Origin of the sequence: Streptomyces sp. NPDC046465, from assembly GCF_040646035.1 — a bacterium.
GTDB lineage: Bacteria > Actinomycetota > Actinomycetes > Streptomycetales > Streptomycetaceae > Streptomyces.
Genome location: NZ_JBEYZK010000006.1, coordinates 37,037 through 59,725, shown reverse-complemented (window position 1 = coordinate 59,725; position 22,689 = coordinate 37,037). Strand labels below are relative to the sequence as shown.

25 protein-coding genes are annotated in these 22,689 nt (G+C 70.7%); 10 read left to right on the top strand and 15 right to left on the bottom strand.

Annotation, left to right across the window (positions count from 1 at the left end; all coding sequences use genetic code 11):
• Positions 1-98: 98 nt before the first annotated feature.
• From ABZ953_RS11205 to ABZ953_RS11185, 5 genes are all read right to left on the bottom strand, one after another.
• Positions 99-2,429, bottom strand: a complete 2,331-nt coding sequence (locus ABZ953_RS11205) for a bifunctional diguanylate cyclase/phosphodiesterase (RefSeq protein ID WP_361720372.1) — start codon at positions 2,427-2,429, stop codon at positions 99-101.
• Between the two features lie 314 nt (positions 2,430-2,743).
• A complete protein-coding gene (ligA, locus tag ABZ953_RS11200) occupies positions 2,744-4,927 on the bottom strand; it encodes an NAD-dependent DNA ligase LigA (protein ID WP_361720369.1) in 2,184 nt (727 codons plus the stop codon).
• Between the two features lie 30 nt (positions 4,928-4,957).
• Positions 4,958-5,971: a methionine synthase gene (locus tag ABZ953_RS11195; protein WP_361720366.1), complete on the bottom strand. Its 1,014-nt coding sequence runs from the start codon at positions 5,969-5,971 to the stop codon at positions 4,958-4,960.
• The gene (locus tag ABZ953_RS11190) at positions 5,968-6,666 is read right to left on the bottom strand and encodes an SDR family oxidoreductase (RefSeq protein ID WP_361720363.1); all 699 of its coding nucleotides are present in this window, start codon (positions 6,664-6,666) and stop codon (positions 5,968-5,970) included. The genes ABZ953_RS11195 and ABZ953_RS11190 overlap by 4 nt, the downstream gene beginning before the upstream one ends.
• A 7-nt stretch (positions 6,667-6,673) precedes the next feature.
• Positions 6,674-7,210 (bottom strand): TIGR00730 family Rossman fold protein, encoded by a 537-nt coding sequence (locus ABZ953_RS11185; protein WP_361720360.1) that lies wholly within the window; start codon positions 7,208-7,210, stop codon positions 6,674-6,676.
• A 62-nt stretch (positions 7,211-7,272) separates the two neighbouring features.
• Between ABZ953_RS11185 and ABZ953_RS11180 the strand changes: the two genes are divergently transcribed.
• Positions 7,273-7,605 (top strand): DUF427 domain-containing protein, encoded by a 333-nt coding sequence (locus ABZ953_RS11180; protein WP_361720357.1) that lies wholly within the window; start codon positions 7,273-7,275, stop codon positions 7,603-7,605.
• On the opposite strand, the gene ABZ953_RS11175 is transcribed toward ABZ953_RS11180, so the two are convergent.
• A complete protein-coding gene (locus ABZ953_RS11175; protein WP_361720354.1) occupies positions 7,589-8,584 on the bottom strand; it encodes a helix-turn-helix domain-containing protein in 996 nt (331 codons plus the stop codon). The genes ABZ953_RS11180 and ABZ953_RS11175 overlap by 17 nt on opposite strands.
• Before the next feature lie 112 nt (positions 8,585-8,696).
• Here ABZ953_RS11175 and ABZ953_RS11170 point away from each other — a divergent pair, with 112 nt between their 5' ends.
• On the top strand, positions 8,697-9,632 hold the full coding sequence (locus ABZ953_RS11170) for an NADP-dependent oxidoreductase (protein WP_361721001.1): 936 nt from the start codon (positions 8,697-8,699) through the stop codon (positions 9,630-9,632).
• Positions 9,633-9,637: 5 nt separating this feature from the next.
• Here ABZ953_RS11170 and ABZ953_RS11165 read toward each other — a convergent pair whose 3' ends face one another.
• Positions 9,638-10,144 (bottom strand): ATP-binding protein, encoded by a 507-nt coding sequence (locus ABZ953_RS11165; protein ID WP_361720351.1) that lies wholly within the window; start codon positions 10,142-10,144, stop codon positions 9,638-9,640.
• Between the two features lie 274 nt (positions 10,145-10,418).
• On the opposite strand from ABZ953_RS11165, the gene ABZ953_RS11160 reads away from it, so the two are divergent.
• From ABZ953_RS11160 to ABZ953_RS11150, 3 genes are all read left to right on the top strand, one after another.
• Positions 10,419-11,273: a helix-turn-helix transcriptional regulator gene (locus ABZ953_RS11160; protein ID WP_361720348.1), complete on the top strand. Its 855-nt coding sequence runs from the start codon at positions 10,419-10,421 to the stop codon at positions 11,271-11,273.
• A 13-nt stretch (positions 11,274-11,286) separates the two neighbouring features.
• Positions 11,287-11,472, top strand: coding sequence for a DUF397 domain-containing protein (locus tag ABZ953_RS11155; protein WP_361720345.1), 186 nt, complete (start codon positions 11,287-11,289; stop codon positions 11,470-11,472).
• A 62-nt stretch (positions 11,473-11,534) separates the two neighbouring features.
• Positions 11,535-11,720, top strand: a complete 186-nt coding sequence (locus ABZ953_RS11150) for a DUF397 domain-containing protein (protein WP_361720342.1) — start codon at positions 11,535-11,537, stop codon at positions 11,718-11,720.
• Here the strand turns inward: ABZ953_RS11150 and mnmA are convergent.
• Entirely contained in the window at positions 11,717-12,859 is a 1,143-nt protein-coding gene (gene mnmA, locus ABZ953_RS11145; protein WP_361720339.1) for a tRNA 2-thiouridine(34) synthase MnmA, read from the bottom strand. The two genes, ABZ953_RS11150 and mnmA, sit on opposite strands and share 4 nt — an antisense overlap.
• A 61-nt stretch (positions 12,860-12,920) precedes the next feature.
• On the opposite strand from mnmA, the gene ABZ953_RS11140 reads away from it, so the two are divergent.
• The gene (locus ABZ953_RS11140) at positions 12,921-13,658 is read left to right on the top strand and encodes an N-acetylmuramoyl-L-alanine amidase (protein ID WP_361720336.1); all 738 of its coding nucleotides are present in this window, start codon (positions 12,921-12,923) and stop codon (positions 13,656-13,658) included.
• Positions 13,659-13,682: 24 nt separating this feature from the next.
• On the opposite strand, the gene ABZ953_RS11135 is transcribed toward ABZ953_RS11140, so the two are convergent.
• Positions 13,683-14,009, bottom strand: coding sequence for a helix-turn-helix domain-containing protein (locus ABZ953_RS11135; protein WP_361720333.1), 327 nt, complete (start codon positions 14,007-14,009; stop codon positions 13,683-13,685).
• 133 nt (positions 14,010-14,142) lie between these two features.
• On the opposite strand from ABZ953_RS11135, the gene ABZ953_RS11130 reads away from it, so the two are divergent.
• Positions 14,143-15,630: an MFS transporter gene (locus ABZ953_RS11130; RefSeq protein ID WP_361720330.1), complete on the top strand. Its 1,488-nt coding sequence runs from the start codon at positions 14,143-14,145 to the stop codon at positions 15,628-15,630.
• Between the two features lie 8 nt (positions 15,631-15,638).
• On the opposite strand, the gene ABZ953_RS11125 is transcribed toward ABZ953_RS11130, so the two are convergent.
• The 3 genes from ABZ953_RS11125 to ABZ953_RS11115 all read right to left on the bottom strand — a co-directional run bounded on the left by ABZ953_RS11125 (position 15,639) and on the right by ABZ953_RS11115 (position 17,406).
• Entirely contained in the window at positions 15,639-16,808 is a 1,170-nt protein-coding gene (locus ABZ953_RS11125; protein WP_361720327.1) for a cysteine desulfurase family protein, read from the bottom strand.
• Between the two features lie 59 nt (positions 16,809-16,867).
• Positions 16,868-17,182 (bottom strand): hypothetical protein, encoded by a 315-nt coding sequence (locus ABZ953_RS11120; protein WP_361720324.1) that lies wholly within the window; start codon positions 17,180-17,182, stop codon positions 16,868-16,870.
• A gap of 71 nt (positions 17,183-17,253) precedes the next feature.
• Entirely contained in the window at positions 17,254-17,406 is a 153-nt protein-coding gene (locus ABZ953_RS11115) for a hypothetical protein (RefSeq protein ID WP_361720321.1), read from the bottom strand.
• Between the two features lie 131 nt (positions 17,407-17,537).
• On the opposite strand from ABZ953_RS11115, the gene ABZ953_RS11110 reads away from it, so the two are divergent.
• Both ABZ953_RS11110 and ABZ953_RS11105 read left to right on the top strand, forming a co-directional pair.
• Positions 17,538-18,170 (top strand): TetR family transcriptional regulator, encoded by a 633-nt coding sequence (locus ABZ953_RS11110; protein ID WP_361720318.1) that lies wholly within the window; start codon positions 17,538-17,540, stop codon positions 18,168-18,170.
• 74 nt (positions 18,171-18,244) lie between these two features.
• Entirely contained in the window at positions 18,245-19,093 is an 849-nt protein-coding gene (locus tag ABZ953_RS11105; RefSeq protein WP_361720315.1) for an alpha/beta fold hydrolase, read from the top strand.
• Here ABZ953_RS11105 and ABZ953_RS11100 read toward each other — a convergent pair.
• Together ABZ953_RS11100 and ABZ953_RS11095 are read right to left on the bottom strand one after the other, a co-directional pair.
• Positions 19,090-19,968, bottom strand: coding sequence for a thioesterase family protein (locus ABZ953_RS11100; RefSeq protein WP_361720998.1), 879 nt, complete (start codon positions 19,966-19,968; stop codon positions 19,090-19,092). The two genes, ABZ953_RS11105 and ABZ953_RS11100, sit on opposite strands and share 4 nt — an antisense overlap.
• A 121-nt stretch (positions 19,969-20,089) precedes the next feature.
• Positions 20,090-20,764 (bottom strand): trimeric intracellular cation channel family protein, encoded by a 675-nt coding sequence (locus ABZ953_RS11095; RefSeq protein ID WP_361720312.1) that lies wholly within the window; start codon positions 20,762-20,764, stop codon positions 20,090-20,092.
• 220 nt (positions 20,765-20,984) lie between these two features.
• On the opposite strand from ABZ953_RS11095, the gene ABZ953_RS11090 reads away from it, so the two are divergent.
• Positions 20,985-21,224, top strand: a complete 240-nt coding sequence (locus ABZ953_RS11090) for a hypothetical protein (protein WP_361720309.1) — start codon at positions 20,985-20,987, stop codon at positions 21,222-21,224.
• Here the strand turns inward: ABZ953_RS11090 and ABZ953_RS11085 are convergent.
• Positions 21,196-22,587: a M1 family metallopeptidase gene (locus tag ABZ953_RS11085; RefSeq protein ID WP_361720306.1), complete on the bottom strand. Its 1,392-nt coding sequence runs from the start codon at positions 22,585-22,587 to the stop codon at positions 21,196-21,198. The genes ABZ953_RS11090 and ABZ953_RS11085 overlap by 29 nt on opposite strands.
• Positions 22,588-22,689 lie beyond the last annotated feature (102 nt).

Genomic DNA, 22,689 nt, shown 5'->3' with positions numbered 1-22,689 from the left:
GTGTGTGGGTGGTGGCCCAATCCTAATCCCCGCGTACGTGAGGTCCGGGCCGGTACAGAAGCCCCGGCCGACGGCCGGGGCTCAGGTGTTCGGGGCGGCTACTGGACCACGTGGCCCGAGGGCTGGTCCGCGTCGGCGGCCTCCGCGCTCGCCGCGGCCTCCGCGGCGAGGTCCACGGGGCGGCGCCAGCCGCGGGAGCCCCGCGCCCGCAGCCACGCCGTCGTCTCCTCGGCGGGCATCGCCGCGGCGACCAGCCAGCCCTGCACCGCGTCGCAGCCGAGGTCACGCAGCCGTTCCCACGTCTCGTCGTCCTCGACGCCCTCGGCGACGACGAGCAGGCCGAGCGAGTGCGCGAGGTCCACGGTGCAGCGGACGATCTCCGCGTCCTCGTTGTCGACGGCGAGCCGTGCGACGAAGGAACGGTCGATCTTCAGTTCGCTGACCGGGAGGCGGCGCAGGTGGACCAGTGAGGAGTACCCCGTGCCGAAGTCGTCGAGCGACATCTTGACGCCGTGTCCTGTGAGCCCGGCCAGCGTGTCCGCGGCGCGCTGCGGGTCCTCCAGGAGGACGTGCTCGGTTATCTCCAACTGCAACGCACCCGCGGGCACTCCGTGGCGGGCGAGGCGCGCGGCGACCGCCCCCGCGAAGCCCGGCGTGTGCACGTCGCGCGGCGACACGTTGACGGCGACGGGCACCTTCAGGCCCTGGGCCTGCCACTTGGCGACCTGGCCGAGGGCGGTCTCCAGGACGTACTCCGTCAGGTGCGGCATGAGGCCGGACGACTCGGCGATGGCGATGAACTCGTCGGGCGGCACCTTGCCGCGCTCGGGGTGCACCCACCGCACGAGCGCTTCGAGGCCCGCGACCTTGCCGTCGAAGCGGACCTTGGGCTGGTAGTGGAGTTCGACGTCGCCCGCGTCGAGCGCCCGGCGCAGGTCGCCGAGGAGTCCGAGCCGGTCCGGTGTGTTGGAGTCCCGCTTGGACTCGTACACCTCGACGCCGGTGCGGTCCCGCTTCGCCTGGTACATCGCGACGTCCGCGCGCCGCAGGAGGCCCTCCGCGTCGAGCGCGTGGTCGGGGAAGACGGCGAGGCCCGCGCTGGCCTCCAGGACGAGGGTCAGGCCGTCCAGGTCGAGCGGCGAGCCGAGCGCGGCGACCAGCTGGCGCGCCACGCGCGTGGCCGACGTCGTGGAGTCGGCGATCGGGATCAGTACGGCGAACTCGTCGCCGCCGAGGCGGGCGGCCTCCGCGCCGCGGGGCAGCGCGAGGCGCAGCCGGTCCGCTATCTGCAACAGCAGCCGGTCGCCCGCGAGGTGGCCGAGGGTGTCGTTCACCGACCGGAAGCGGTCCATGTCGATCAGCAGCAGGGCGGCCCGCGCCCCGATGCGCTCGGCGTCGTCGAGGGCCGTCCAGGTCCGTTCGAGGAGCCACTGCCGGTTGGGCAGCCCGGTGAGCGGGTCCCGCAGCTGCTCCTCGGCCCTGGCGCGGGCGATCCACAGGGTGGAGTCGAGGGCGACAAGGGGGATCGCGAAGAGCGGCAGCAGGATGGGCAGGGAGATCGCGACGACGCAGATCAGCGGGGCGATGCCGAGCAGCGCGACGCCGAGGAGGCCCTGCCTGACCAGGGCGGTGCGGGTGACGGTGGGCAGGGCGCCGGTGCGCGGTGCATGGACGTACCAGAGCAGGGCGCGGGTGACGACGAGGTAGGCGACGGCGACCAGGGCGACTTGGGGCGCGGTGTACAGGTCCCAGGTCTCGGGCAGCCAGGGGGACTCGGCGCTCGGCGCCGTGCCGAAGGCGGCCAGGGCGAGTGCGCCCGCGCCGATGCCGAGGATGTCGACGGCGCCGTGCAGGACGCCCTGCCGCCAGCGGTGCCTGCGCGCGACGCCGACCAGGACGAAGACGGTGAGGCTGACCATGCCGGCGGGCACCCAGCCGTAGAGCAGGAGGACGGCGACGGTGAGCGCGCCGCCGGAGCCCGTGCCGCCCCACCAGCGGTCGCGGCCGAGGGCGACGAGATGGCCGACGACGAAGCCGGTGAGGACGGCGAGGGACCAGCCCTCGGCGCCGGAGGGGAACAGCGCGTGCCCGCCCGCGAAGGCCTGGAAGAAGCCGGTGCCGAGCAGGATCGCGGCCGCCGCGACGATCACGACGGGCAGCAGCGGCCAGGGGTCACGGGCGTCCTGGGCGGTGGGCCCCGCGGTGGCGCCGGGGCTGTCCACGGGGCGGCTCACGCCGGAGGACCAGGCCCGTTCGCGAGGTTCGACGGCGGTGCTCAGCGTTCCTGACCCGCAACCCGCGGCGGCTCCCGACGCGGTGCACGGGCCGGTGGTCGTAGCTGTTCGGCGGCCGCGCACCCAGGCGGTCGGCGCGCGCCACAGGCGCGCGCGCAGCCGTGAGTCCGGGGCGGCGCTCTCGGTCGGTTCCATTCCCGTCCCTCTCACAGCCGGCGGTGCCCACGCCATGCGGACCCGGCCCGGAGTCGGCCGTGTCCCATCATTTTTCCCCTGGCCCTCCGCGAGCAAGGAGATGCACTGCTCCACAACTCGCGCCGAACAGGGGATGCCCCCTTCCAAGCTCTTGATGAGCAGGAGATACCCCGTTCGCAGCGGGGCACGGCAGGCGCACACCTCAACAGTAGGCCGCAGAAGGCTTCCAGGGGCAGCGGTCGACTACGGTTGCCCGAATGCGACCCGGCCACCCCTATGCATCTGATATGCGCTGAACGGGTGGCCTTCAACCGCTACTCCTCGGTCGGAAGCGCGACTTCCCGCGCCGCGTCCGGGCCCTGTTCGAGCAGGACAACGAAGCCTTCCTCGTTGAGAACCGGAACCTTCACCTGCATGGCCTTGTCGTACTTGGATCCCGGGTTGTCGCCCACGACCACGAAATCGGTCTTCTTGGAAACGGAACCCGTGACCTTCGCCCCCTGGGTCTGTAGCGACTCTTTCGCGCCATCCCGGGTGTAGTGCTCAAGCGTTCCGGTGACGACCACTGTGAGGCCCGCGAGCGGACGCGGGCCCTCGTCCTCGCCGCTCGTCTCCTCCTCCATGCGCACGCCGGCCTCCTGCCACTTGCGCAGGATCTCCCGGTGCCAGTCCTCGGCGAACCACTGTTTGAGGGAGGCCGCGATGGTCGGGCCCACGCCCGCCACGTCGGACAGCTCCTTCTCGGTGGCCTGATCGATGCTGTCGATGGAGCGGAACTCGCGGGCCAGCGCCTCGGCGGCCACCGGGCCGACGTGCCGGATCGAGAGGCCCGTGAGGATGCGGGCGAGCGGGCGCTCCTTGGCCGCGGCGATGTTCTCCAGCATGGCCAGGGTGTTCTTCTTCGCCTCGCCCTGCTGGTTGGCGAAGAAGGTGACGACCTTCTCCTCGCCGGTCTTGGGGTCGCGCTTGGGCAGGCCGGAGTCCTGGTCGAGGACGTACGACTTGATGGGAAGGAGCTCCTCGACCTTGAGGTCGAAGATGTCGCCCTCGTCGAGGATCGGCGGCTCGGCGGGCTCCAGGGGCTTGGTGAGGGCGGCCGCCGCGACGTATCCGAAGTTCTCGATGTCGAGGGACTTGCGGCCGGCCAGGTAGAAGAGACGTTCACGCAACTGGGCGGGGCACGACTGAGCGTTGGGGCACCGCAGGTCGATGTCGCCCTCCTTCATGGGCCGCAGTTCCGTGCCGCACTCGGGGCACTCGGCGGGCATCACGAACGCCTTCTCGCTGCCGTCCCGCAGGTCCACGACGGGGCCGAGGATCTCCGGGATGACGTCGCCCGCCTTGCGGATCACGACCGTGTCGCCGATGAAGACGCCCTTCTTCTTCACCACGTCCTGGTTGTGCAGGGTCGCGAACTCGACCTCGGAACCGGCGACGGTGACGGGTTCCACCTGGGCGTACGGCGTGACGCGGCCGGTGCGGCCGACGCCGACCCGGATGTTGATGAGCTTGGTGTTGACCTCCTCGGGCGCGTACTTCCAGGCGATGGCCCAGCGCGGGGCGCGCGAGGTGGAGCCGAGGCGGCCCTGCAGCGGGATCTCGTCGAGCTTGACGACGACGCCGTCGATCTCGTGCTCCACGGAGTGGCGGTTCTCTCCGAAGTACGTGATGAAGTCCCGCACGCCGTCGAGGCCCTCGACGACCTTGTTGTGCTTGGCGGTGGGCAGGCCCCATTCGTGGAGCAGGTCATAGGCATGGCTGAGGCAGTCGATGTCGAAGCCGTCGCGGGCGCCGATGCCGTGCACCACCATGTGCAGCGGGCGGGTCGCGGTGACGCGCGGGTCCTTCTGGCGCAGCGAACCGGCCGCCGCGTTCCGCGGGTTGGCGAAGGGCTTGTCGCCCGCCTCCACCAGGCGGGCGTTCAGCTCCTCGAACTTCTCCATGGGGAAGAAGACCTCGCCGCGGATCTCGACGAGTGCGGGCACCCGGTCGCCCTTGAGGCGCTGGGGGATGTCCCCGATGGTGCGGACGTTCGGCGTGATGTCCTCGCCGGTGCGGCCGTCGCCGCGGGTGGCGGCGCGGGTCAGCTTCCCGTCCTCGTACGTGAGGTTGACCGCGAGGCCGTCGATCTTCAGCTCGCAGAGGAGGTGGAAGTCGGGGGTGCCGGCCTCCTTGGCGACGCGGTCCGCCCAGGCGGCGAGCTCCGCGTCGTCGAACGCGTTGTCCAGCGAGAGCATGCGCTCCCGGTGCTCGACCGCGGTGAACTCCGTCTCGTACGAACCGGAGACCTTCTGGGTGGGCGAGTCCGGGGTGCGCAGCTCCGGGTGCTCCTCCTCCAGGGCCTGGAGGGAACGCAGGAGCTTGTCGAACTCGGCATCGCTGACGACCGGTTGGTCCTTCACGTAGTACCGGAAGCGGTGCTCCTCGATCTGCTCGGCCAGCTGGGCATGCTGATCCCGTGCCTCGGCGGGCACAGAGCCTTGCTGTTCGACAGCCACCGTTTCGTCCTCCCGTTACGTCATACCCAATTACTCAGGGTTGTCTGCGAGCGATCTCGCCGCCCTGACGCAGTGGGCGAGCGCCGCGCGGGCATACGCGGGAGACGCACCCGCGAGCCCGCACGACGGAGTGACCACGACCGACTCCGCGAGTGATCCCGGATTCAGCCCCAGCCTGCGCCACAACGTCCTGACACCCATGACGCTACCGGCAGGGTCTGACAATCCGCCGTCCACGCCCGGCACGACACCGGCGAAGAGCCGCGTGCCCCCCTCGACCGCCTCACCGATCGCCTCGTCGTCACGCTCGGTGAGGAGGGAGAAGTCGAAGGAGATCGCGTCGGCCCCGGCGCGGCGCAGCAGCGCGAACGGCACGTCGGGCGCGCAGGAGTGGATGACCGCGGGCCCGTCGCCCCGGACGGCGAGGACGTCCCGCAGGGTGCTCTCGACGCGCTGCCGGTCCACGGCGCGGTGGGTGCGGTACTCGCTGGCGGTCTTGATCTGTCCGCGAAGCACGGCGATGAGCGAGGGCTCGTCGAGCTGCAGCACCACCTGGGCGCCCGGCACCCTGCGGCGCACGTCCGCGAGGTGCTCGCGCAGCCCTTCGGCGAGGGATCCGGCGAGGTCGCGGCAGGCGCCGGGGTCGGAGAGCGCGGCCTGGCCGTTCCTGAGCTCCAGGGCCGCGGCGAGCGTCCACGGGCCGACGGCCTGGATCTTGAGCGGGCCCCGGTACCCCTGGGTGAACTCCTCAAGGGCGTCGAGGTCCTCGCCGAGCCAGGCCCTGGCGCGGCGGGTGTCGCGGCCCGGACGGTCGCCGATCCGCCAGCCGCTGGGCTCCACGCGCGCGTAGAGGTCGACGAGGAGTCCCGCCGTACGGCCGATCATGTCGGCGCCGGGTCCGCGCGCCGGCAGCTCGGCGAGGTACGGCATGCCCTGGTCGGGGCCTTCGAAGCTGCCTGTGACGGTCTTGGCGGCCTCGCGGGCGTCGCCGCCGGGCATGGACCCGATCCCGGTGGCCGGGGACGGGATGAACGCGTCGCTCATCGTCCCGGCCGCACCGTCAGGTCGTTGACCTCCGCGTCGCGCGGCAGGTCCAGGGCCATGAGGATGGTCGTGGCGACCGACTCGGGGTCGATCCAGCGGGACGCGTCGTACTCCTTGCCCTCCTGCTGGTGGACCTTGACCTGCATGGCGCTTGCCGTGCGCCCGGGGTAGACCGAGGTGACGCGGACGCCGTTCGGGTGCTCCTCGTGGCGCAGCGAGTCGGCGAGCGCCTTCAGGCCGTGCTTGGAGGCGGCGTACGCGGACCATTCGGGTCCCGCGCTGAGGCCCGCGCCCGAGTTCACGAAGATCACGTGGCCTTCGGCGAGCCGGAGTTGGGGCAGGAAGTGGCGGGTGAGTTCGGCGGGGGCGATGAGGTTGACGTTGAGCTGGTGGCGCCAGGACTTGGGGGTGAGCTCACCGACCGGGCCGAGGTCGACGACGCCCGCGATGTGCAGGAGGGAGTCCACCTGCCCGGGCAGCGACTGGTGGCCGAAGGCCCAGGACAGCTTGTCGGGGTCGGAGAGGTCGCCGACGAGGGTGCTCGCGCCGGGGAACTCGGCGGCGAGCTCCTTGGCGCGGCCCGCGTCCCGCGCGTGCAGCACGAGGTCGTCGCCGCGTGCGTGGAGGCGGCGGGCGACGGCAGCGCCGATGCCGGAGCCCGCCCCGGTGATCACATGTGTAGCCATACCGGCCATGCTCGCATCACTGCGTGCCGAACGATTCTTCCAGGTAGGCGAGGGCGCCGACGGGCTCCTCGGCGAAGAAGACGAGGTCGGTCAGCGGCAGAGGCAGGAATCCCTCGTCCTCCATGCGGCGGAACTGCTCCTTGAGGCCGTCGTAGAACCCCGCGGAGTTCAGCAGGACGACCGGCTTGCCGTGCTTCTTCAGCTCCAGGATCTCGGTGGCCTCGTCGAGCGTGCCGGTGCCGCCCACCATGATCACGACGGCGTCGGCCTTCGCCAGGAGCAGCGCCTTGCGCTCGGCGAGGTCGCGCGCGATCACCATCTCGTGAGGCTCGGCGACCTGCCTCGCCTTCGCGGCGAGAAAGTCCACGGAGACACCGACGAGCCGCCCGCCCGCCTCGTGCACGCCGTCCGCCACGACCTTCATCAGACCGCTCTCGGAGCCGCCCCACACCAGGGTGTGGCCGCCCTTGCCGAGCAGTTCGGCGAATTCGCGGGCCGGGCGGGTGTAGCGGTCGTCGAGGTCGGCGGCGGAGAGGAAGACGCAGATGTTCATGCGCTCACGGTACGTTCCGTCCCGTAAGGCACGCGTAGAGCACTCGTCGAGGAGGGCATCTCATGACCGCGGGACACCGGATCACTGTCGAGCAGGGCACGGACCACGTGCGCGTGGAGCGCGACGGGCAGGTCGTCGCCGAGAGCCGTCGTCCGCTGCTGCTGAGCGAGACGGGCTACCCGGTGCGCCACTACCTCCCTCCGGAGGACGTGCGCACGGACCTGCTGACTCCGTCGGAGACCACTACGTACTGCCCGTTCAAGGGAACGGCCTCCTACTGGTCGCTGCCGGACTCCCCCGACTCGGTGTGGGCCTACCCGGAGCCGAAGCCCGCCGTGGCCGGGATCAAGGACCACTTCTGCTTCTACGAGGCAGAGGTCACGAAGCAGCCGTGAAGGTCCGCCGGTAGGCGACCGGCGAGACGCCGAGCACGGCACGCATGTGCTGGCGCAGGGAGTTGCCGGTGCCGAAGCCGGAGCGGTGGGCGACCACGTCCACGGGCAGGTCGCTCGACTCCAGGAGCTGCCGGGCGAGTTCGATGCGCTGGGCGGTCAGCCAGCGCCCCGGCGACATGCCGACCTCCTCCTGGAAGCGCCGCGTGAAGGTGCGCAGGCTCATGCGCGCGTGGGCGGCCAGCTCGCCGAGGGGCAGCGGCTCATGGAGCCGTTCGAGGGCCCACGCGCGCGTGGCGGCCGTCGTGGCGAGGGTCGGCTCGGGGACGGGCCGCTCGATGTACTGTGCCTGCCCGCCGTCGCGCCAGGGCGGTACGACGCAGACGCGGGCGACGTGGTTGGCGACGGCGGCGCCGTGGTCGCGTCGTACGACGTGGAGGCAGAGGTCGATCCCCGCCGCGACGCCCGCCGCCGTCAGCACGTCGCCGTCGTCCACGAAGAGGACGTCCGCGTCGACCTTGATCCGGGGGAAGGCCCGCTGGAAGTCGCGGGCCACGTGCCAGTGCGTCGTCGCGGGGCGCCCGTCGAGGAGGCCGACCGCCGCGAGGACGTACGAGGCGTTGCAGAAGGACACGATGCGGGTGCCGGGCCTGATCCGCCCCAGCGCGGCGACGACGCCCTGGGGCAGCTCGCCGCCCTCCATGCCGCTGTCGAAGCTGCGGGTCGGCGGGATCACCACGGTGTCCGCCGTATCCAGGGCCTCGGGCCCGTGCTCGGCCACCACCGTGAAGCCGGAGTCCGTGCGCACCGGACGTCCGTCCACGGTGCAGACGACGACGTCGTAGAGCGGCTCTCCGCGGTCGTTCAGCGCGTTGCCGAACACCCGGGACGGGATGCCCAGCTCGAAGGCGTACACGCCGTCCAGAGCGATGACGGCCACCCGGTGGGCGCCGTCGCGGTCACCGAGGCCATTGAGGTTCATGGCCGAATCCTGTCACATGATGGCCAAACTGCCAGCACCGTGCTCGCCCGTACCGCCGCACTCTTGGTCCCGCCAGCCCTTTTGCCGCTACAGAAAGCTCAGGACCATGAAGATGCGTGCCGTCAGCCCCCGCGCCTGGGGCGCCCCCGAGAACCTGGTCCCCGTAGAGGTGGACCGCCCCGAGCCCGGCCTGACCGAGATCCTGGTCCGGGTCCACGCGGCGGGCGTCAATCCCGTCGACTGGAAGACCCGCGCGGAGGGCACCTTCGGCACCTGGGGGGACACGCCGATCCTCGGCTACGACGTCTCGGGCGTCGTCGAGGAGGTCGGCCCCGGAGTGACCCTCTACCAGCCGGGCGACGAGGTCTTCGGCATGCCGCGCTTCCCCGAACAGACCGGCGGATACGCCGAGTTCGTCGCGGCGCCCGCCCGACGCTTCGCTCCCAAGCCGCGGGGCATCGACCACATCCAGGCCGCCGCACTGCCCCTCGCGGCGCTCACCGCCTGGCAGGGCCTGATCGAGACGGCCGGGCTCCGCGCCGGGCAGCGCGTGCTGATCCACGCGGCGGCCGGTGGCGTGGGCCACCTCGCCGTGCAGATCGCCAAGGCGCACGGCGCGTACGTCATCGGCACCGCGCGCGAGGAGAAGCACGACTTCCTGCGCGGTCTCGGCGCGGACGAAATCGTCGACTACACGCGCGTGGACTTCGCTGAGGCCGTCCGCGACGTGGACGTGGTCCTGGACGGGGTGGGCGGCGCGTACGGTGCCCGGTCCCTCGAAATCATCCGCCCCGGCGGCCATCTGGTGACCCTGCCCGACCCCGGCGGCCTCCCGGACCCGGCTCGGGCGCGGGAACTCGGCGTACACACGGGCTGGACGGTCGTCGAGCCGGACCGCCTGGGCCTCCTCGAAGTCGCCCGCCTGGTCGACGAGGGGAAGCTCCGCGTCGAGATCGACACGGTCATCCCTCTGGAGGAGGCGGCGAAGGCCCACACGCGCGGAGAGCAGGGCCGCACCCAGGGCAAGATCGTGCTCAGCGTCGCCTGACCGGCTCAGGCCACGAGGGCGGGCGGCGGCGCCTGGCGGAGGGCCAGCTCGAACCACATGGTCTTGCCGCCCGGCCCGTCCCCGTACAGCCCCTCCCCTATGGCGCACCCGCCCCAGCGGTCGGCCACGGTGTCGAGGATGACCAGCCCCCGGCCACTGTCCGCGTGCACGCTCACCGGTGGGGGTGGGGCGAGCGGCGGCAGATCCGGGCTCATGTCCCACACGCTGACCCGCAGCACGGGGCAGAGCCAGTGCAGGCGCACGGAGGCGGGGCCCTTGGTGTGCCGCACGGAGTTCGTGGCGAGCTCTGTGGTCAACAGCTCCGCCCGGTCCGTGAGTTCACCGAGCTGATGGGCGGCGAGTACGGCGCGAAGGGTGAGGCGGGCGACTCCCGGGCTGCGGGGGTCGCAGGGAAAGTGGAGTTCGTAGCTCCAGGGGGCGGTGAAGGGGAGGGGGGTGGGGTCAGGTGGGGAGTACGGATCGTCGGGTTGGACGTCGAGGAATGAACTCACGCGGCACCTCCATTGGTGCGGGGCGCTCTGGGGGAGCGCGTGGACGTGAATGTGGGCCAGGGGCTTCCGGTCCTCGCGTCAGGGCGGTGTGCCTGCCGGTGTAGTCCCGGTGCGCTTCCGCTGAGCGTGGGGCCGAAGGGCGACCTGACTCACACCGTAGGGCATTGCGATTCACATGTGAGTCAACTTCCACTAACGAGTGCATAGTTGCCTGACTCACTAGACGGCATTAAGGGGCGCTGCCAGACTGATCGCGCGCACGAGATGAGGACTCATGGCCCCACGAAACGCCCCTACAAGCCGTCATCGCCGCCTGGCAACTGAGCTGCGCCGACTGCGCGAACAGGCAGGGTTGTCCGTCCAGGAAGCCGCTTCGCTCCTCGGCGCGGACCGGACGATGATTTCCAACATAGAAGCTGGACGCACCGGCCTCAGTGAGGAGCGGGTGCGACAACTGGCCTGTCACTACAAGTGCCCCGAGCCTGCACTCGTCGATGCGCTGGCCGGACTGACGGGTCCACGGCGAGCCAGCCACTGGTGGGACGAGTACCGCGGCAAGCTCCCCGATGGCCATTTGGAGGTCTCGGAAGTGGAGCACTACGCGACCCGCATTCGTACAGCTCAGACCGTGCATCTACCTGGCTTGTTCCAAACAGAGGAACACGCTCGCGCGATCTTCGAGTTGACGGTTCCGAAACTGTCACGCCTGGATGTCGAGCTACGGGTTGCTCACCGACTCAGGCGCCAGGCAATCTTTACCGACGAGAACCCGACTCCGTACGTCGGAGTCATCCACGAAGCAGCCCTGCGCCTGCAGTTCGGCGGCCCCGACGTAGCCCGCAAGCAACTGGCCCACCTCGCCGACGCTGCCGACCGCGACAACGTGACGTTGCTGGTCATCCCGTTCAGCGCTGGAGCGTTTCACGGGGCCGGGCAGTCGGTCTTGTACGCGGAAGGGGCACTGCCGCAACTGGACACCGTGCAGCTGGATACAGCCCTTGGCGCACACTTCGTTGATGCCCCGATCCCGTTGGCGAACTATCGTTCCCTTCTGGATCTGATGGAACGGTCAGCGCTGCCTCCGAAGGAGTCGCAGGAGCTGATCCGCTCCATCGCGCGCGAGTGCTGAAGGGGCTTGGCACATGGTCAAGAGTGATTGGCAGCGTTCTTCGTTCTGCGGCGGCGGCGGCAACAACTGCGTCGAAGTCGCCGCCACCCGCAGCGACGGCATCGCACTCCGAGAGAGCGAGAACCCGGCCGACATGGTGGCGACGGACCGGGCCGCGCTGGACGCTCTCATACGGAGCCTGCGGCGGCGAACCGTCTAGACGCCCGCTACCGGGCCGTGAACGAATCCTTGAATCGCCGGAGACCTGCAGAGGTACCAGTTATGCCCGATCTGAAGTGGCTGAAGTCCTCGTTCTCGGAAGCCTCTGGCAACGCGTGCGTTGAGGTCGCCACGACGATCGGTGACGACATCGCACTCCGGGACAGCGAGAACCCGGCCGCCGTGCTGGCGACGGACCGGGGCGCGCTGGAGGCTCTGATACGGAGCCTGCGGCAGCGAACCACCTAGACGCCCGCCGTCGCCCGCTCCGTCGTCGCGATCGTCGCCGAGCCGACCACCCGCGTGCCGTCGTAGAGCACGATCGCCTGGCCGGGGGCCACGCCGCGTACGGGCTCCTCGAAGGAGACGCGCAGCTCCGAGCCGTCGACCAGCTCCGCGCGCACCGGCGTCTCGCCGCCGTGCGCCCGCAGCTGGGCGGTGTACGTGCCGGGGCCGGAGGGCGCCGCGCCGCACCAGCGGGGCTTGATCGCGGTCAGGCCCGTCACGTCGAGGTCGGCCACGGGGCCGACCGTCACCGTGTTGTTCACCGGGGAGATGTCCAGGACGTAGCGCGGCTTGCCGTCGGGGGCCGGGGTGCCGATGCGCAGGCCCTTGCGCTGGCCGATGGTGTAGCCGTACGCGCCTTCGTGCGTGCCGAGGACCGTCCCGGACGCGTCCACGATGTCGCCCTCCGCCTTGCCGAGGCGGGAGGCGAGGAAGCCCTGGGTGTCACCGTCGGCGATGAAGCAGATGTCGTGGCTGTCGGGCTTCTTGGCCACGGCGAGCCCGCGCTGCTCGGCCTCCGCGCGGATCTCCTCCTTGGTGGTGAGCGTGTCACCGAGGGGGAACATGGCGTGGGCGAGCTGGCGGTCGTCCAGGACTCCCAGGACGTACGACTGGTCCTTGGCCATGTCCGAGGCGCGGTGCAGCTCGCGGGTGCCGTCGTCGTTCACGACCACCGTGGCGTAGTGACCGGTGACGACCGCGTCGAAGCCGAGGGCGAGCGCCTTGTCGAGGAGCGCGGCGAACTTGATCTTCTCGTTGCAGCGCAGGCACGGGTTGGGCGTGCGCCCCGCCTCGTACTCCGCGATGAAGTCCTCGACCACGTCCTCGCGGAACCGCTCGGCGAGATCCCACACGTAGAAGGGGATGCCGATGACGTCCGCGGCGCGGCGGGCGTCGCGCGAGTCCTCGATGGTGCAACAGCCCCGCGCGCCCGTGCGGAACGATTGCGGGTTCGCCGAGAGCGCGAGGTGCACTCCTGTCACGTCGTGCCCGGCCTCGGCGGCGCGGGCGGCTGCGACGGCGGAATCCACGCCGCCGGACATGGCGGCGAGAACGCGGAGAGGGCGCTGGGGACGCTCGGGACGCTGCGGGGTCAAAGTCATAGCCCTAACAGGGTACGGGGCGATGGGAACCGGATGCCCGTGAGTAAGCGTTGACGATCACATGGGGGAAGAAACCGAGGGCGCGAGCGAGCAGCCGGTGCGGCGCGGGGTCGACCGGCGCACCCTGCTGATCGGCGGCGCCGCGGCGGCCGTCGGCACGGTGGTGCTGGCCAAGGACGAGCTGGGGCGGCTGTGGTGGCGGCTGCCCGGCGTGGTCAAACGGCGCAAGGAGGGCGAGGTCGACGCACGGGGCGCCCAGTGGGTCGCCGCGTCGGACTACAACTGGCGACGCGCCGACCGCCCCGACGACTACACGATCGACCGCGTCGTCATCCACGTCGTCCAGGGGGGATACGACACGGCGCTGCGGGTCTTCAAGGACCCGGCGCACGGCGCCGCCGCGCACTACGTGGTGCGCAAGGACGGGCACATAGCCCAGATGATCCGCGAGCTGGACGTGGCCTTCCACGCGGGCAACAAGAGCTGGAACGAACGCAGCATCGGCATCGAGCACGAGGGCTTCGTCGACAAGAAGTCCTCCTTCACGGATGAGATGTACGCGGCTTCGGCGCGGCTCACCGCCGGGATATGCAGGCGGTACGACTTCCCCGTGGACCGCGAGCACATCGTCGGCCACGTGGAGGTACCGGGCACGGACCACACGGACCCGGGCCCGCACTGGGACTGGGACCGATATCTGCGTCTGGTGCGGAAGGCACGGGATGCGCAGGAGACACAGGAGGAGCGAGGCCTGCCGAAGAAGCCACCGAAGGCAACTGAGGGGCCCGAGAAGTCCTAGCCCGGTTTCTTGCCGCGGGCTCGCTCACCGGGCCCGTTCGGACTCGGCGTCGAGCCGGGCCCCTTCGAGGATGGCGTCGAGCAGGCCCGGATAGCGGATGTCGAGGTCCTCGCGCCGCAGCGACAGCAGGTTCTCCCGGCCCGAGGGCCGCTGCCAGATGACGCCGCTGTCCCGCAGGACGCGCCAGTGGTGGGTCATGGTCGACTTCGACACATCGTCCAGAATGCTCCCGCAGTTGTGCTCTCCCCCATCGCTCAGGACACGGACGACGGTCAGCCGCATGGGGTGCCCCAGCGCGGAGAGGACAGCCTCGATCCGGATCTGATCGCGGTCGGGATGGCGGGACATCATTGTCCTACTGTACCGCGACAGTCGTTCAATCTGCCCAGAGCGGCCCCTTGTGAACACTACGACTGTTCGTCAATATACGTACAGCCGTACTCACCGGGCTGCCCGCCCATGACCGAAAAGGGGCTGACCTCCCATGTCCACTGCACCCACGCCGCCGACAGGCGCATCCGCCTCAGGGCCACCACGGCTGGGCTGGATCCTGGCGCTGCTGGCCCTGGCGCAGCTGATCTTCTCCCTCGACCTGAACATCGTCTTCGTCGCACTGCCCGACATCGGCTCCGACCTCGGATTCCCGGGACAGACCCAGCAGTTGGTGGTCAGCGCCTACGTCGTCTTCGCAGGTGGCTTCCTGCTGCTGGGCGGACGCGCCGCCGACCTCTTCGGGCGTCGCCGGATCTTCATCCTCGCCCTGACCGTCTACGCCGCTTCCTCCCTGGCCGGCGGCCTGGCAGAGAGCCCGACCGTCATCGTCGCCGCGCGTGCCGTCCAAGGCATCGGAGGTGCGCTGCTGCTGCCCTCGACGCTCTCTCTGATCAACACGCTGTTCACGGAGGGGCCCAAGCGCAACAAGGCGCTCGCTGTCTGGGGCGGCGCCGGAGCCAGCGGATTGACCGCCGGCGCGCTCCTCGGCGGCATCCTCACGGAAAGCTTCGGCTGGCCCGCCGTCTTCTACGTGAACGTGCCGCTGGCCGGTGCCGTGGCCCTGGCCGCCCTCGCCGTCATCCCGCGCGACCCGGAGCGGACCGGAAAGCGCAGGTTCGACCTGCCCGGCGCGCTGATCGCCACCGGTGGCTCCACCCTCCTGGTCTTCGCTCTGGTCGAGGGCCCGGAGATGGGCTGGACCTCCGCGACCGTGCTCGCCGCCTTCGCCGCCGCCGGGGTTCTCCTCGTCGCCTTCGCGGTCGTCGAGGCGCGCAGCAACGACCCGCTCATGCCCTTCCGCCTCTTCCGGAATCGCAACCTGAGCGTCGGCATTTCGGTGACCTTCCTCTACATGGCCACCTTCGGCACGCTGCCGTACTTCCTCACGGTCCTGATGCAGACCGTGCACGGCTACAGCGCCCTGGAGACCGGTCTCGCGTTCCTCGTCCCGTCCATCGCGATCGCCGTCGGCACTCAGCTCGGGGAACGACTGACGACGCGCCACGGCACCCGCACCACTCTGATCGCGGGGTTCATCATCGGCGCCGTCGGCACCGCCGTTCTCGCGCTGGGCTTCGACGCCGGTGCCACCTACCTCACGGCGCTGCCCGGCCTGGTGCTCTCCGGAGTCGGCCAGGGCATCGTCTGGACCGCCATGTGGATCACCGCATCCACCGACGTCGCCGCCGAGGAGCAGGGCATCGCCAACGGCATGGCCTCCACCACTCTCAACATCGGCAACGCCATCGGCCTCGCCGTCCTCACCGCCGTCGCCGACGCCGATACCGGAGGGAAAGCGGGCGACGCCCTGAGGGAAGCCACCGCGGACGGGGAATTCCTCGTCGTCCTGCTCACCGCGGCAGGCATGGTCGCAGGTCTCCTCATCGCTCTGAGCCTGCCGCGACGGGCCGGCACGCCCGCGCCGGACACCGCGCCCGCCCGGAGCACCGCAGAGGACGCCACGCTCACGCCGAGGTGATCGGGTCCCTAGCTCAGCCCCGCCGACCGGGCCCGCTCGACCGCCGGACCGATCGCCGCCGCCACCGCGTCCACGTCCGCCTTCGTCGACGTGTGGCCGAGCGAGAAGCGGAGGGTGCCGCGGGCCAGGTCGGGGTCGGTGCCGGTGGCGAGCAGGACGTGGCTGGGCTGGGCGATGCCCGCCGTGCAGGCGGAGCCGGTGGAGCACTCGATGCCCTGCGCGTCGAGGAGCAGCAGGAGCGAGTCGCCCTCGCAGCCGGGGAAGGTGAAGTGCGCGTTGGCGGGGAGGCGGCCTTCCGGGGCGGGGTCGCCGCCGAGGATCGCCTCGGGTACGGCCGCGCGGACGGCCGTCACCAGATCGTCGCGGAGCGCGCCGACCTCCGTGGCGAACCGCTCGCGGTGCGCCGCGGCATGCTCACCGGCGACGGCGAACGCGGCGACGGCGGGCACGTCGAGCGTCCCGGAGCGCACGTGCCGCTCCTGGCCGCCACCGTGCAGCACGGGCACGGGGCTGTACTCGCGGCCGAGCAGCAGCGCCCCGATGCCGTACGGACCACCGATCTTGTGGCCGGAAACGGTCATGGCGGCGAGCCCGGAGGCGCCGAAGTCGACGGCGAGCTGGCCGTAGGCCTGGACGGCGTCGGCGTGCAGCGGGACGCCGAACTCCTGGGCCACGTCGGCCAGTTCACGGATCGGCAGGATCGTGCCGATCTCGTTGTTGGCCCACATGACGGTGGCCAGGGCGACGTCGTCGGGGTTGCGCTCGATCGCCTCGCGCAGCACGTCGGGGTGGACGCGGCCGTACCGGTCGACCGGCAGGTATTCGACGGTGGCGCCCTCGTGTTCCCCGAGCCAGTGCACGGCGTCGAGGACGGCGTGGTGCTCGACGGGGCTGGCGAGCACGCGGGTGCGGGTGGGTTGCTCGGCGCGGCGCGCCCAGTACAGGCCCTTGACGGCGAGGTTGTCGGCCTCGGTGCCGCCGGACGTGAAGACGGTCTCGCTGGGGCGCGCGCCGAGTGACTCGGCGAGCGTCTCGCGGGCCTCCTCGACGGTGCGTCGCGCCCGCCGCCCGGCCGCGTGCAGCGAGGAGGCGTTGCCGGTGACGGCGATCTGCGCGGTCATCGCCGCGATCGCTTCCGGGAGCATCGGAGTGGTCGCTGCGTGGTCGAGGTAGGCCATGGTGGGCACGATTCTACGAGCCGCGCGGCACCCTCTGCCCCGGCGGTACCCCGGCCGTATCAGCCTGCGAGACCCCAGGACACGGTGTTGTCCATCGAGACGAGCACGACGAGCACGACGAGGTCGGCCACGCCGAGGCCGAGTCCGAGCAGCGCACGGCCCTTTCGGGCGGTGCCGCGCCACAGGGCGATGCCCGCGAGGACGATCGCGACGGGCCCGAGAAAGATGTTCAGGACGAGCAGTCCGAGCAGGCCGAGGACGAAGGAGGCGACGGCCATCCCGTTGGTGTCCCGGCGGCCGGTGGGGCGCTCGGGAGCGCTCTCGGTGGCGCTTTCGACGGTGCTTTCGGTGGGGCGTTCTGCGGTGAGTGCCATGGTGCGACTCCTGACAGGTGAAGGTGTCGTACGGAGGTCGTACGGAGCGGATCAGCGGCGTCCGGCGATGGTCAGCGGTGCCGCGCGTGGCGCTCGCGGAGGGCGAAGACCAGGAGCCACACACCGATGACGGCGGCGGCGATCAGGCTGACCGGAAGCGGGGCGTGTGCCACGGAACCCATGGCGACACCCAGCAGCAGAAGGGCGGCGACAAGGAAGAGCATGGAGATCCCTCTCTCGGGTCGTCTCGGGTAGTCTCAGTTCGGTGAACGATTGTGGTTACAGTTGTTCACTGACTAGAGAGTACTCCTTCTCCGGCTTTCAAAACTCGGAGAACAGTTGTTAACTGCATGGCATGAGTCACACCCTCGGCCCCCGGCAGGTCCAGAAGCAGAAGACCCGGCAGGCCCTCCTCGACGCGGCGCTCCAGCTGCTGGAGGAGCAGAGCCTCAGCAGCCTGGGCCTGCGCGAGGTCACCCGCGCCGCGGGCGTCGCCCCCACCGCCTTCTACCGGCACTTCCGCGACACCGCCGACCTGGGCGTGACCCTGGTCGAGGAGACGCTCGGCAGCCTGCACACGACCCTCACCGCGATGCTGGCGTCGGAGACCGGCGACAGCGAGCAGCGCATCGCGGGCACGGTCGAGTTGATAGCCGCGTACGTCCACGCGCATCCGGCCCACGTCCGCTTCATCGCCCGCGAGCGGCACGGTGGGGTCCGGGCGGTGCGGGACGCGATCGGCGCCCAGCTCGCCCTGTTCGCACAGGAGGTGGCGCGGCAGTTCGCCGCGGAGGCGCCGACCGACGGGTGGACCGAGGACGATCTGCTGATGCTGGCCGGAATGTACGTCGACCACATGGTGATGACCGCGTCCGCGTTCCTCGACGCGGGACCCGGGACGACGGAGGAGGCGCGGGTAGCCGACGTGGCCCGCAGGCAGCTGCGCCTGGTGGGCCTGGGCCGCGAACACTGGACGGACGGGCGCTGACACGCCCCCATCCGGACGCTCGACCCCGCCCGGGACGCTCGACGCATCCGTAAGGAGCTATTAGCCTAACGGTCATGACGGCTGCACGCGTAAGCGACTCCTGGGACCTCGACCAGACCTTCGCGGGACCCACCGGCACCGTCCGCTGGGCCACCCTCGGCCCCGCCGACGCCCCGCCGGTCGTCCTCGTCCACGGCACGCCGTTCTCGTCGTACGTCTGGCGGGCCGTCGCCCGCGCGCTCTCCGCCGAACACCGCGTGTATATATGGGACTTGCCCGGGTACGGCGCCTCGGAGATGCGAGCCGGGCAGGACGTGTCGCTCGCCGCGCAGGGCCGGGTCCTCGCTGGGCTCCTGGCCCACTGGGGCCTGGACAGGCCCGCCGTCGTGGCCCACGACTTCGGCGGCTGCGTCGCGCTGCGGGCGCATCTGCTGCACGGCGCCGCGTACGAACGCCTCGCCCTCGTCGACCCGGTGGCCCTGGCCCCCTGGGGCTCCCCCTCGTACCGGCTGCTCGGCGCCAACGCCGACGTCTTCAGCCAACTGCCGCCCGCGCTGCACCGGGCCATGATCCGCGAGTACATCGCCTCGACGAGCCCACGCGGACTGCATCCGGCCGTCCTTGAGCGCCTCGTCGAACCCTGGTGCACGGAGCAGGGCCAGGCCGCCTTCTACCGGCAGATCGCGCAAAACGACCAGCGGTACACCGACGAGATCCAGGGCCGCTACGGCGAGCTGAAGCTGCCCGTCCTGATCTGCTGGGGCACGGAGGACCCCTGGATCCCCGTGGCCAGGGGGAAGGAGTTCGCGGGCCTCGTCCCCGGCGCCGAGTTGCGTCTGATCGAGGGCGCGGGCCACCTCGTACAGGAGGACGCGCCCGCCGAACTCACCGGCGAGCTGGCCCGCTTCCTCCGCGTCCGCTAGCTCAGCCGCACCCGGGCCAGCTGGCGCGACTGGGCCACCAGGCGGTCCTCGCTGTCCCAGACCTCCGCGTCCTCCTCAAGGAAGCCGCCCGCGAGGTTCCGGGTGGTGATCGAGACGCGCAGCGGGCCCGGCGCCGGGCGGCGGCGGACGTGGACCGTCAGCTCCACGGTCGGGACCCAGCCGGTGAGGCCCATCTCGAAGGCGGTCGGCGGCAGCGCGTCGACGGCGAGCAGCAGGGACAGCGGGTCCGCGTCGCGGCCGTCCGCGAGGCCGAACCAGGCCCGCATCTCGCCCTTGCCGGACGGCTGCCCGAGCGCCCAGCCGAGCGTGGCGGGGTCGAGCTTGAGGAAGAGGCGGTCGGCGATGGCCGAACTGCCGGGCACGGGACGGTGGTCGGGAGCGTCCTGCGCGCCGAAGCACTGGTCGAGCGGCGGCAGGGCGGGCGGCACGGCCGTGGTGCGGACGTCGTCGGGCAGCTCGTCGAGGTCCCCGTACGAGGCGAGGACACGGATCCGCTCGACCTCGCGGCCCTCCTCGTCGTACTGGAAGAGCGAGGCCTGTCCGGTGGAGAGCGTCCGGCCGGCGCGCACCACGTCCGTGCGGATCACGGCGGGGCCGGGGGCCGACGCGGTGAGGTAGTGCGCGGAGACCGTGAAGGGGTCGGCGTGCGGGAGGGCGTCCGCGAGGGCGCGGCCGAGGACGGCGAGGAGGTAGCCGCCGTTGACGGCGCTGATGATCGTCCACCCGGCGGAGAGCTCTGTGTCGTAGACGCCGGGCTCGCGCCGGGTGACCGCGGTGTCGCGGTCGAACTCGCTGTCGCCGATGCGCGCGGCCGACGTCTGCGCTGACGTCTGTGCCGACGTCTGCGCCGACATGTGTGCCGATGCCGCCGTTGCTGCCGTTTCCATGGCAGCAACGTACAACAGGAAACTACTGAGCGGTAGCTTTTCTGCGGGCCTCAACCCCCCGCCGAAGGCCCCGGGCCGCCCGGCCCGCCTAAGGCGTCTCCTCCACCTCGGCCTCCACCGCCGTGGAGCGGCGGTTCCAGGCGCGTGGCGCCCGCCAGTGGTAGTGCAGGGCCATCAGCCGCAGCACGAACGTCGTCACCGCGGCGAGGCCGCTCGTGAAGGCCGTCAACTCCTCGAAGCGGATGCACAGGGCGACCATCGTCGCGCCCACGATGGCGGGTACGGCGTACAGGTCGCGGTCCCAGCGGACCAGCGACGGCACTTCGTTGGCGACGATGTCGCGGAGCACACCGCCGCCCACCGCGGTCATCAGGCCGAGTGCGGCCGACGCGGTGAGGCCGAGCCCGTAGTCGTACGCCTTGGTCGTGCCCGAGACGCAGAAGAGCCCGAGCCCCATCGCGTCGAAGACGTTCACCGCGAGCTGGGTGCGCTCCACCTCCGGGTGGAGGAAGAAGACCAGCGCGGCCGCGAACAGCGGGGTGATGAAGTAGCCGAGGTCGGTGAAGGCGGCGGGCGGCACCGCCCCGATGACCAGGTCACGGAAGAGCCCTCCGCCCAGCGCCGTGACCTCGGCGAGCACGGCGATGCCGAACACGTCGAAGTTCTTGCGCACGGCGAGCAGCGCGCCGGAGATCGCGAAGACGAAGATCCCCACGATGTCGAGCGAGTGCTGGACGGAGGGGGTGAACAGATCCTGGAGCACGCGCCATTCTTACCTGCGCACGGCACGGGTCCGGCGCCGCCCTCACCTCGACTTGAGACTTTGCCGGTCGGAATGCCAGTCGGAATGCCCCGCACAGCAGGCCTCAGCAGGCAGTCGGCGCAGAAAGCCGAGAAAAAGTCTCCACAAGGACTTCAATGAGAAAGTTGAAGGGAGGGTTCCTCACAGGCAGTTGATCACGACACCGGAAAGGGTGCGGGAGATGAAGTTCGTGCTGGAGATCGACATGGGAGAGGCGGCCTTCGAAGGGAAGGCCGCCGACGAGCTGGAGCGCATCCTGCGGTACTGGGGCGGCAACCTGCGGCACTACGCGATGGAGCCCGGCAGCACCGAGACCGTCTACGACTCCGGGTACAGCGAGGTCGGCCGTTGGCAGATCACCGACGCCACGGGCACCGCCGACTCCACAGACGCTACGGAAGCGCCGGCTTCCCCTTCGTGAAGAGCCAGGTGTTGAAGAGGCCGTCGAGCTGTTCGCCGGAGATCTTCTCGGCGAGGCGGACGAACTCGGCGGTGCTCGCGTTGCCGTACCGGTGCTGCTGCACCCAGGTCTTTATGAGCTTGAAGAAGTCCTCGTCGCCGATGCGCTCCCGCAGGACTTGGAGCGTCATCGCGCCGCGCTGGTAGACGGCCGAGGCGAACATCGTGTCGCGCTGCGGGTCGCCGACGGTGATCTGCCAGAAGGCGGAGTCGGCCGGGCGGGAGGCGTAGGCGGCGCGGAAGGCGTCGTGGGCGGACTGGGTCTTCTTGTGCTCGGACCACAGCCACTGCGAGTAGGTCGCGAAGCCCTCGTTGAGCCAGATGTCATTCCACTTGCCGACCGAGACGGAGTCGCCGAACCACTGGTGGGCGAGCTCGTGGGCGATGGTCGACTCGCTGCGGACCGCCGAGTAGACCGGCTTGGTCTGGGTCTCCAGGGAGAAGCCGGCCTGCGGCATGTCGTCGACGATCGCGCCGGTCTCCTCGAAGGGGTACGGGCCGAACACCTCGGACCAGTGGTCGGTGACCTCGGCCGTGATGCCGTAGACGTCGACGTTGCCCGTGGGGAGCGTCGGGTCGATGGCGACGTAGATCGGCGTGCCGCCCGGGGTCTTCCCGGTGCGCACGTCGAACTTCCCGATGGTGGCGGTCGCGAGGTAGGTCGCCATGGGCTTGGTCGAGCGCCAGTGCGCGACGCTCTGGCCGCCCTTGTCGTACGTCCCCACGAGGCGGCCGTTCGAGACCGACGTGAGGCCCTTGGGCGCCTTGATGCGGATGTCGAAGGCTGCCTTGTCGGAGGGGTGGTCGCTGGAGGGGAACCAAGTGGAGGCCGCGTTGGGCTCGCAGGCCACGAAGACGCCGTCGCCCGTCTTCATCCAGCCGTAGTCGGAGCCGAAGACGATGGGGCCGCTGAGCGCTTCGGGCACGCCGCCGTAGGCGACCGTCACCGTGAAGTTCTTGTTCTTGCCCAGGGCCGAGTGCGGCGTGATGCGTATCTCGTCGCCGGTGCGCGTGAACTGGGCGCGTCTGCCGTTCACCTCGATCCGGGTGACGTCAAGCTTTTGCAGGTCCAGGTCGAAGGACGACAGGTTCTCGGTGGCGCGCGCGGTGATCGTGGTGCGGCCGTCGAGGCGGTCGGTGTCGGGGTTGTAGGCGATGTCGAGACCGTAATGGCGTACGTCGAAGCCGCCGTTGCCGAGCTGGGGGAAGTACGGGTCGCCGACGCCGTCGGAGCCGGGGTGGGGCGCGGGGGCCGCGGCGATCAGGCAGAAGGAGAGCGCCGCGGTCGCGAGCGCCCCCAGACGTGCCGAACGGGAGAGTGCCATGAGTCTTCCCTTCGAACGCGTTCCGATGGGGTGTCCGAGGAGACGGACACGCAGACTCTGCACTCTCCCGCTAGGGCATGTACATGACCCAGGACGCGTACT

What these genes read in the sequence shown, in the direction of transcription:
- ABZ953_RS11205 (WP_361720372.1), bottom strand. Translation starts at nt 2,429, where the DNA reads ATGGAACCGACCGAGAGCGCCGCCCCGGACTCACGGCTGCGCGCGCGC.
- ABZ953_RS11195 (WP_361720366.1), bottom strand. Translation starts at nt 5,971, where the DNA reads ATGAGCGACGCGTTCATCCCGTCCCCGGCCACCGGGATCGGGTCCATG.
- ABZ953_RS11190 (WP_361720363.1), bottom strand. Translation starts at nt 6,666, where the DNA reads ATGGCCGGTATGGCTACACATGTGATCACCGGGGCGGGCTCCGGCATC.
- ABZ953_RS11185 (WP_361720360.1), bottom strand. Translation starts at nt 7,210, where the DNA reads ATGAACATCTGCGTCTTCCTCTCCGCCGCCGACCTCGACGACCGCTAC.
- ABZ953_RS11180 (WP_361720357.1), top strand. Translation starts at nt 7,273, where the DNA reads ATGACCGCGGGACACCGGATCACTGTCGAGCAGGGCACGGACCACGTG.
- ABZ953_RS11175 (WP_361720354.1), bottom strand. Translation starts at nt 8,584, where the DNA reads ATGAACCTCAATGGCCTCGGTGACCGCGACGGCGCCCACCGGGTGGCC.
- ABZ953_RS11170 (WP_361721001.1), top strand. Translation starts at nt 8,697, where the DNA reads ATGCGTGCCGTCAGCCCCCGCGCCTGGGGCGCCCCCGAGAACCTGGTC.
- ABZ953_RS11160 (WP_361720348.1), top strand. Translation starts at nt 10,419, where the DNA reads ATGGCCCCACGAAACGCCCCTACAAGCCGTCATCGCCGCCTGGCAACT.
- ABZ953_RS11155 (WP_361720345.1), top strand. Translation starts at nt 11,287, where the DNA reads ATGGTCAAGAGTGATTGGCAGCGTTCTTCGTTCTGCGGCGGCGGCGGC.
- ABZ953_RS11150 (WP_361720342.1), top strand. Translation starts at nt 11,535, where the DNA reads ATGCCCGATCTGAAGTGGCTGAAGTCCTCGTTCTCGGAAGCCTCTGGC.
- mnmA (WP_361720339.1), bottom strand. Translation starts at nt 12,859, where the DNA reads ATGACTTTGACCCCGCAGCGTCCCGAGCGTCCCCAGCGCCCTCTCCGC.
- ABZ953_RS11140 (WP_361720336.1), top strand. Translation starts at nt 12,921, where the DNA reads ATGGGGGAAGAAACCGAGGGCGCGAGCGAGCAGCCGGTGCGGCGCGGG.
- ABZ953_RS11135 (WP_361720333.1), bottom strand. Translation starts at nt 14,009, where the DNA reads ATGATGTCCCGCCATCCCGACCGCGATCAGATCCGGATCGAGGCTGTC.
- ABZ953_RS11130 (WP_361720330.1), top strand. Translation starts at nt 14,143, where the DNA reads ATGTCCACTGCACCCACGCCGCCGACAGGCGCATCCGCCTCAGGGCCA.
- ABZ953_RS11125 (WP_361720327.1), bottom strand. Translation starts at nt 16,808, where the DNA reads ATGGCCTACCTCGACCACGCAGCGACCACTCCGATGCTCCCGGAAGCG.
- ABZ953_RS11120 (WP_361720324.1), bottom strand. Translation starts at nt 17,182, where the DNA reads ATGGCACTCACCGCAGAACGCCCCACCGAAAGCACCGTCGAAAGCGCC.
- ABZ953_RS11115 (WP_361720321.1), bottom strand. Translation starts at nt 17,406, where the DNA reads ATGCTCTTCCTTGTCGCCGCCCTTCTGCTGCTGGGTGTCGCCATGGGT.
- ABZ953_RS11110 (WP_361720318.1), top strand. Translation starts at nt 17,538, where the DNA reads ATGAGTCACACCCTCGGCCCCCGGCAGGTCCAGAAGCAGAAGACCCGG.
- ABZ953_RS11105 (WP_361720315.1), top strand. Translation starts at nt 18,245, where the DNA reads ATGACGGCTGCACGCGTAAGCGACTCCTGGGACCTCGACCAGACCTTC.
- ABZ953_RS11100 (WP_361720998.1), bottom strand. Translation starts at nt 19,968, where the DNA reads ATGTCGGCGCAGACGTCGGCACAGACGTCAGCGCAGACGTCGGCCGCG.
- ABZ953_RS11090 (WP_361720309.1), top strand. Translation starts at nt 20,985, where the DNA reads ATGAAGTTCGTGCTGGAGATCGACATGGGAGAGGCGGCCTTCGAAGGG.
- ABZ953_RS11085 (WP_361720306.1), bottom strand. Translation starts at nt 22,587, where the DNA reads ATGGCACTCTCCCGTTCGGCACGTCTGGGGGCGCTCGCGACCGCGGCG.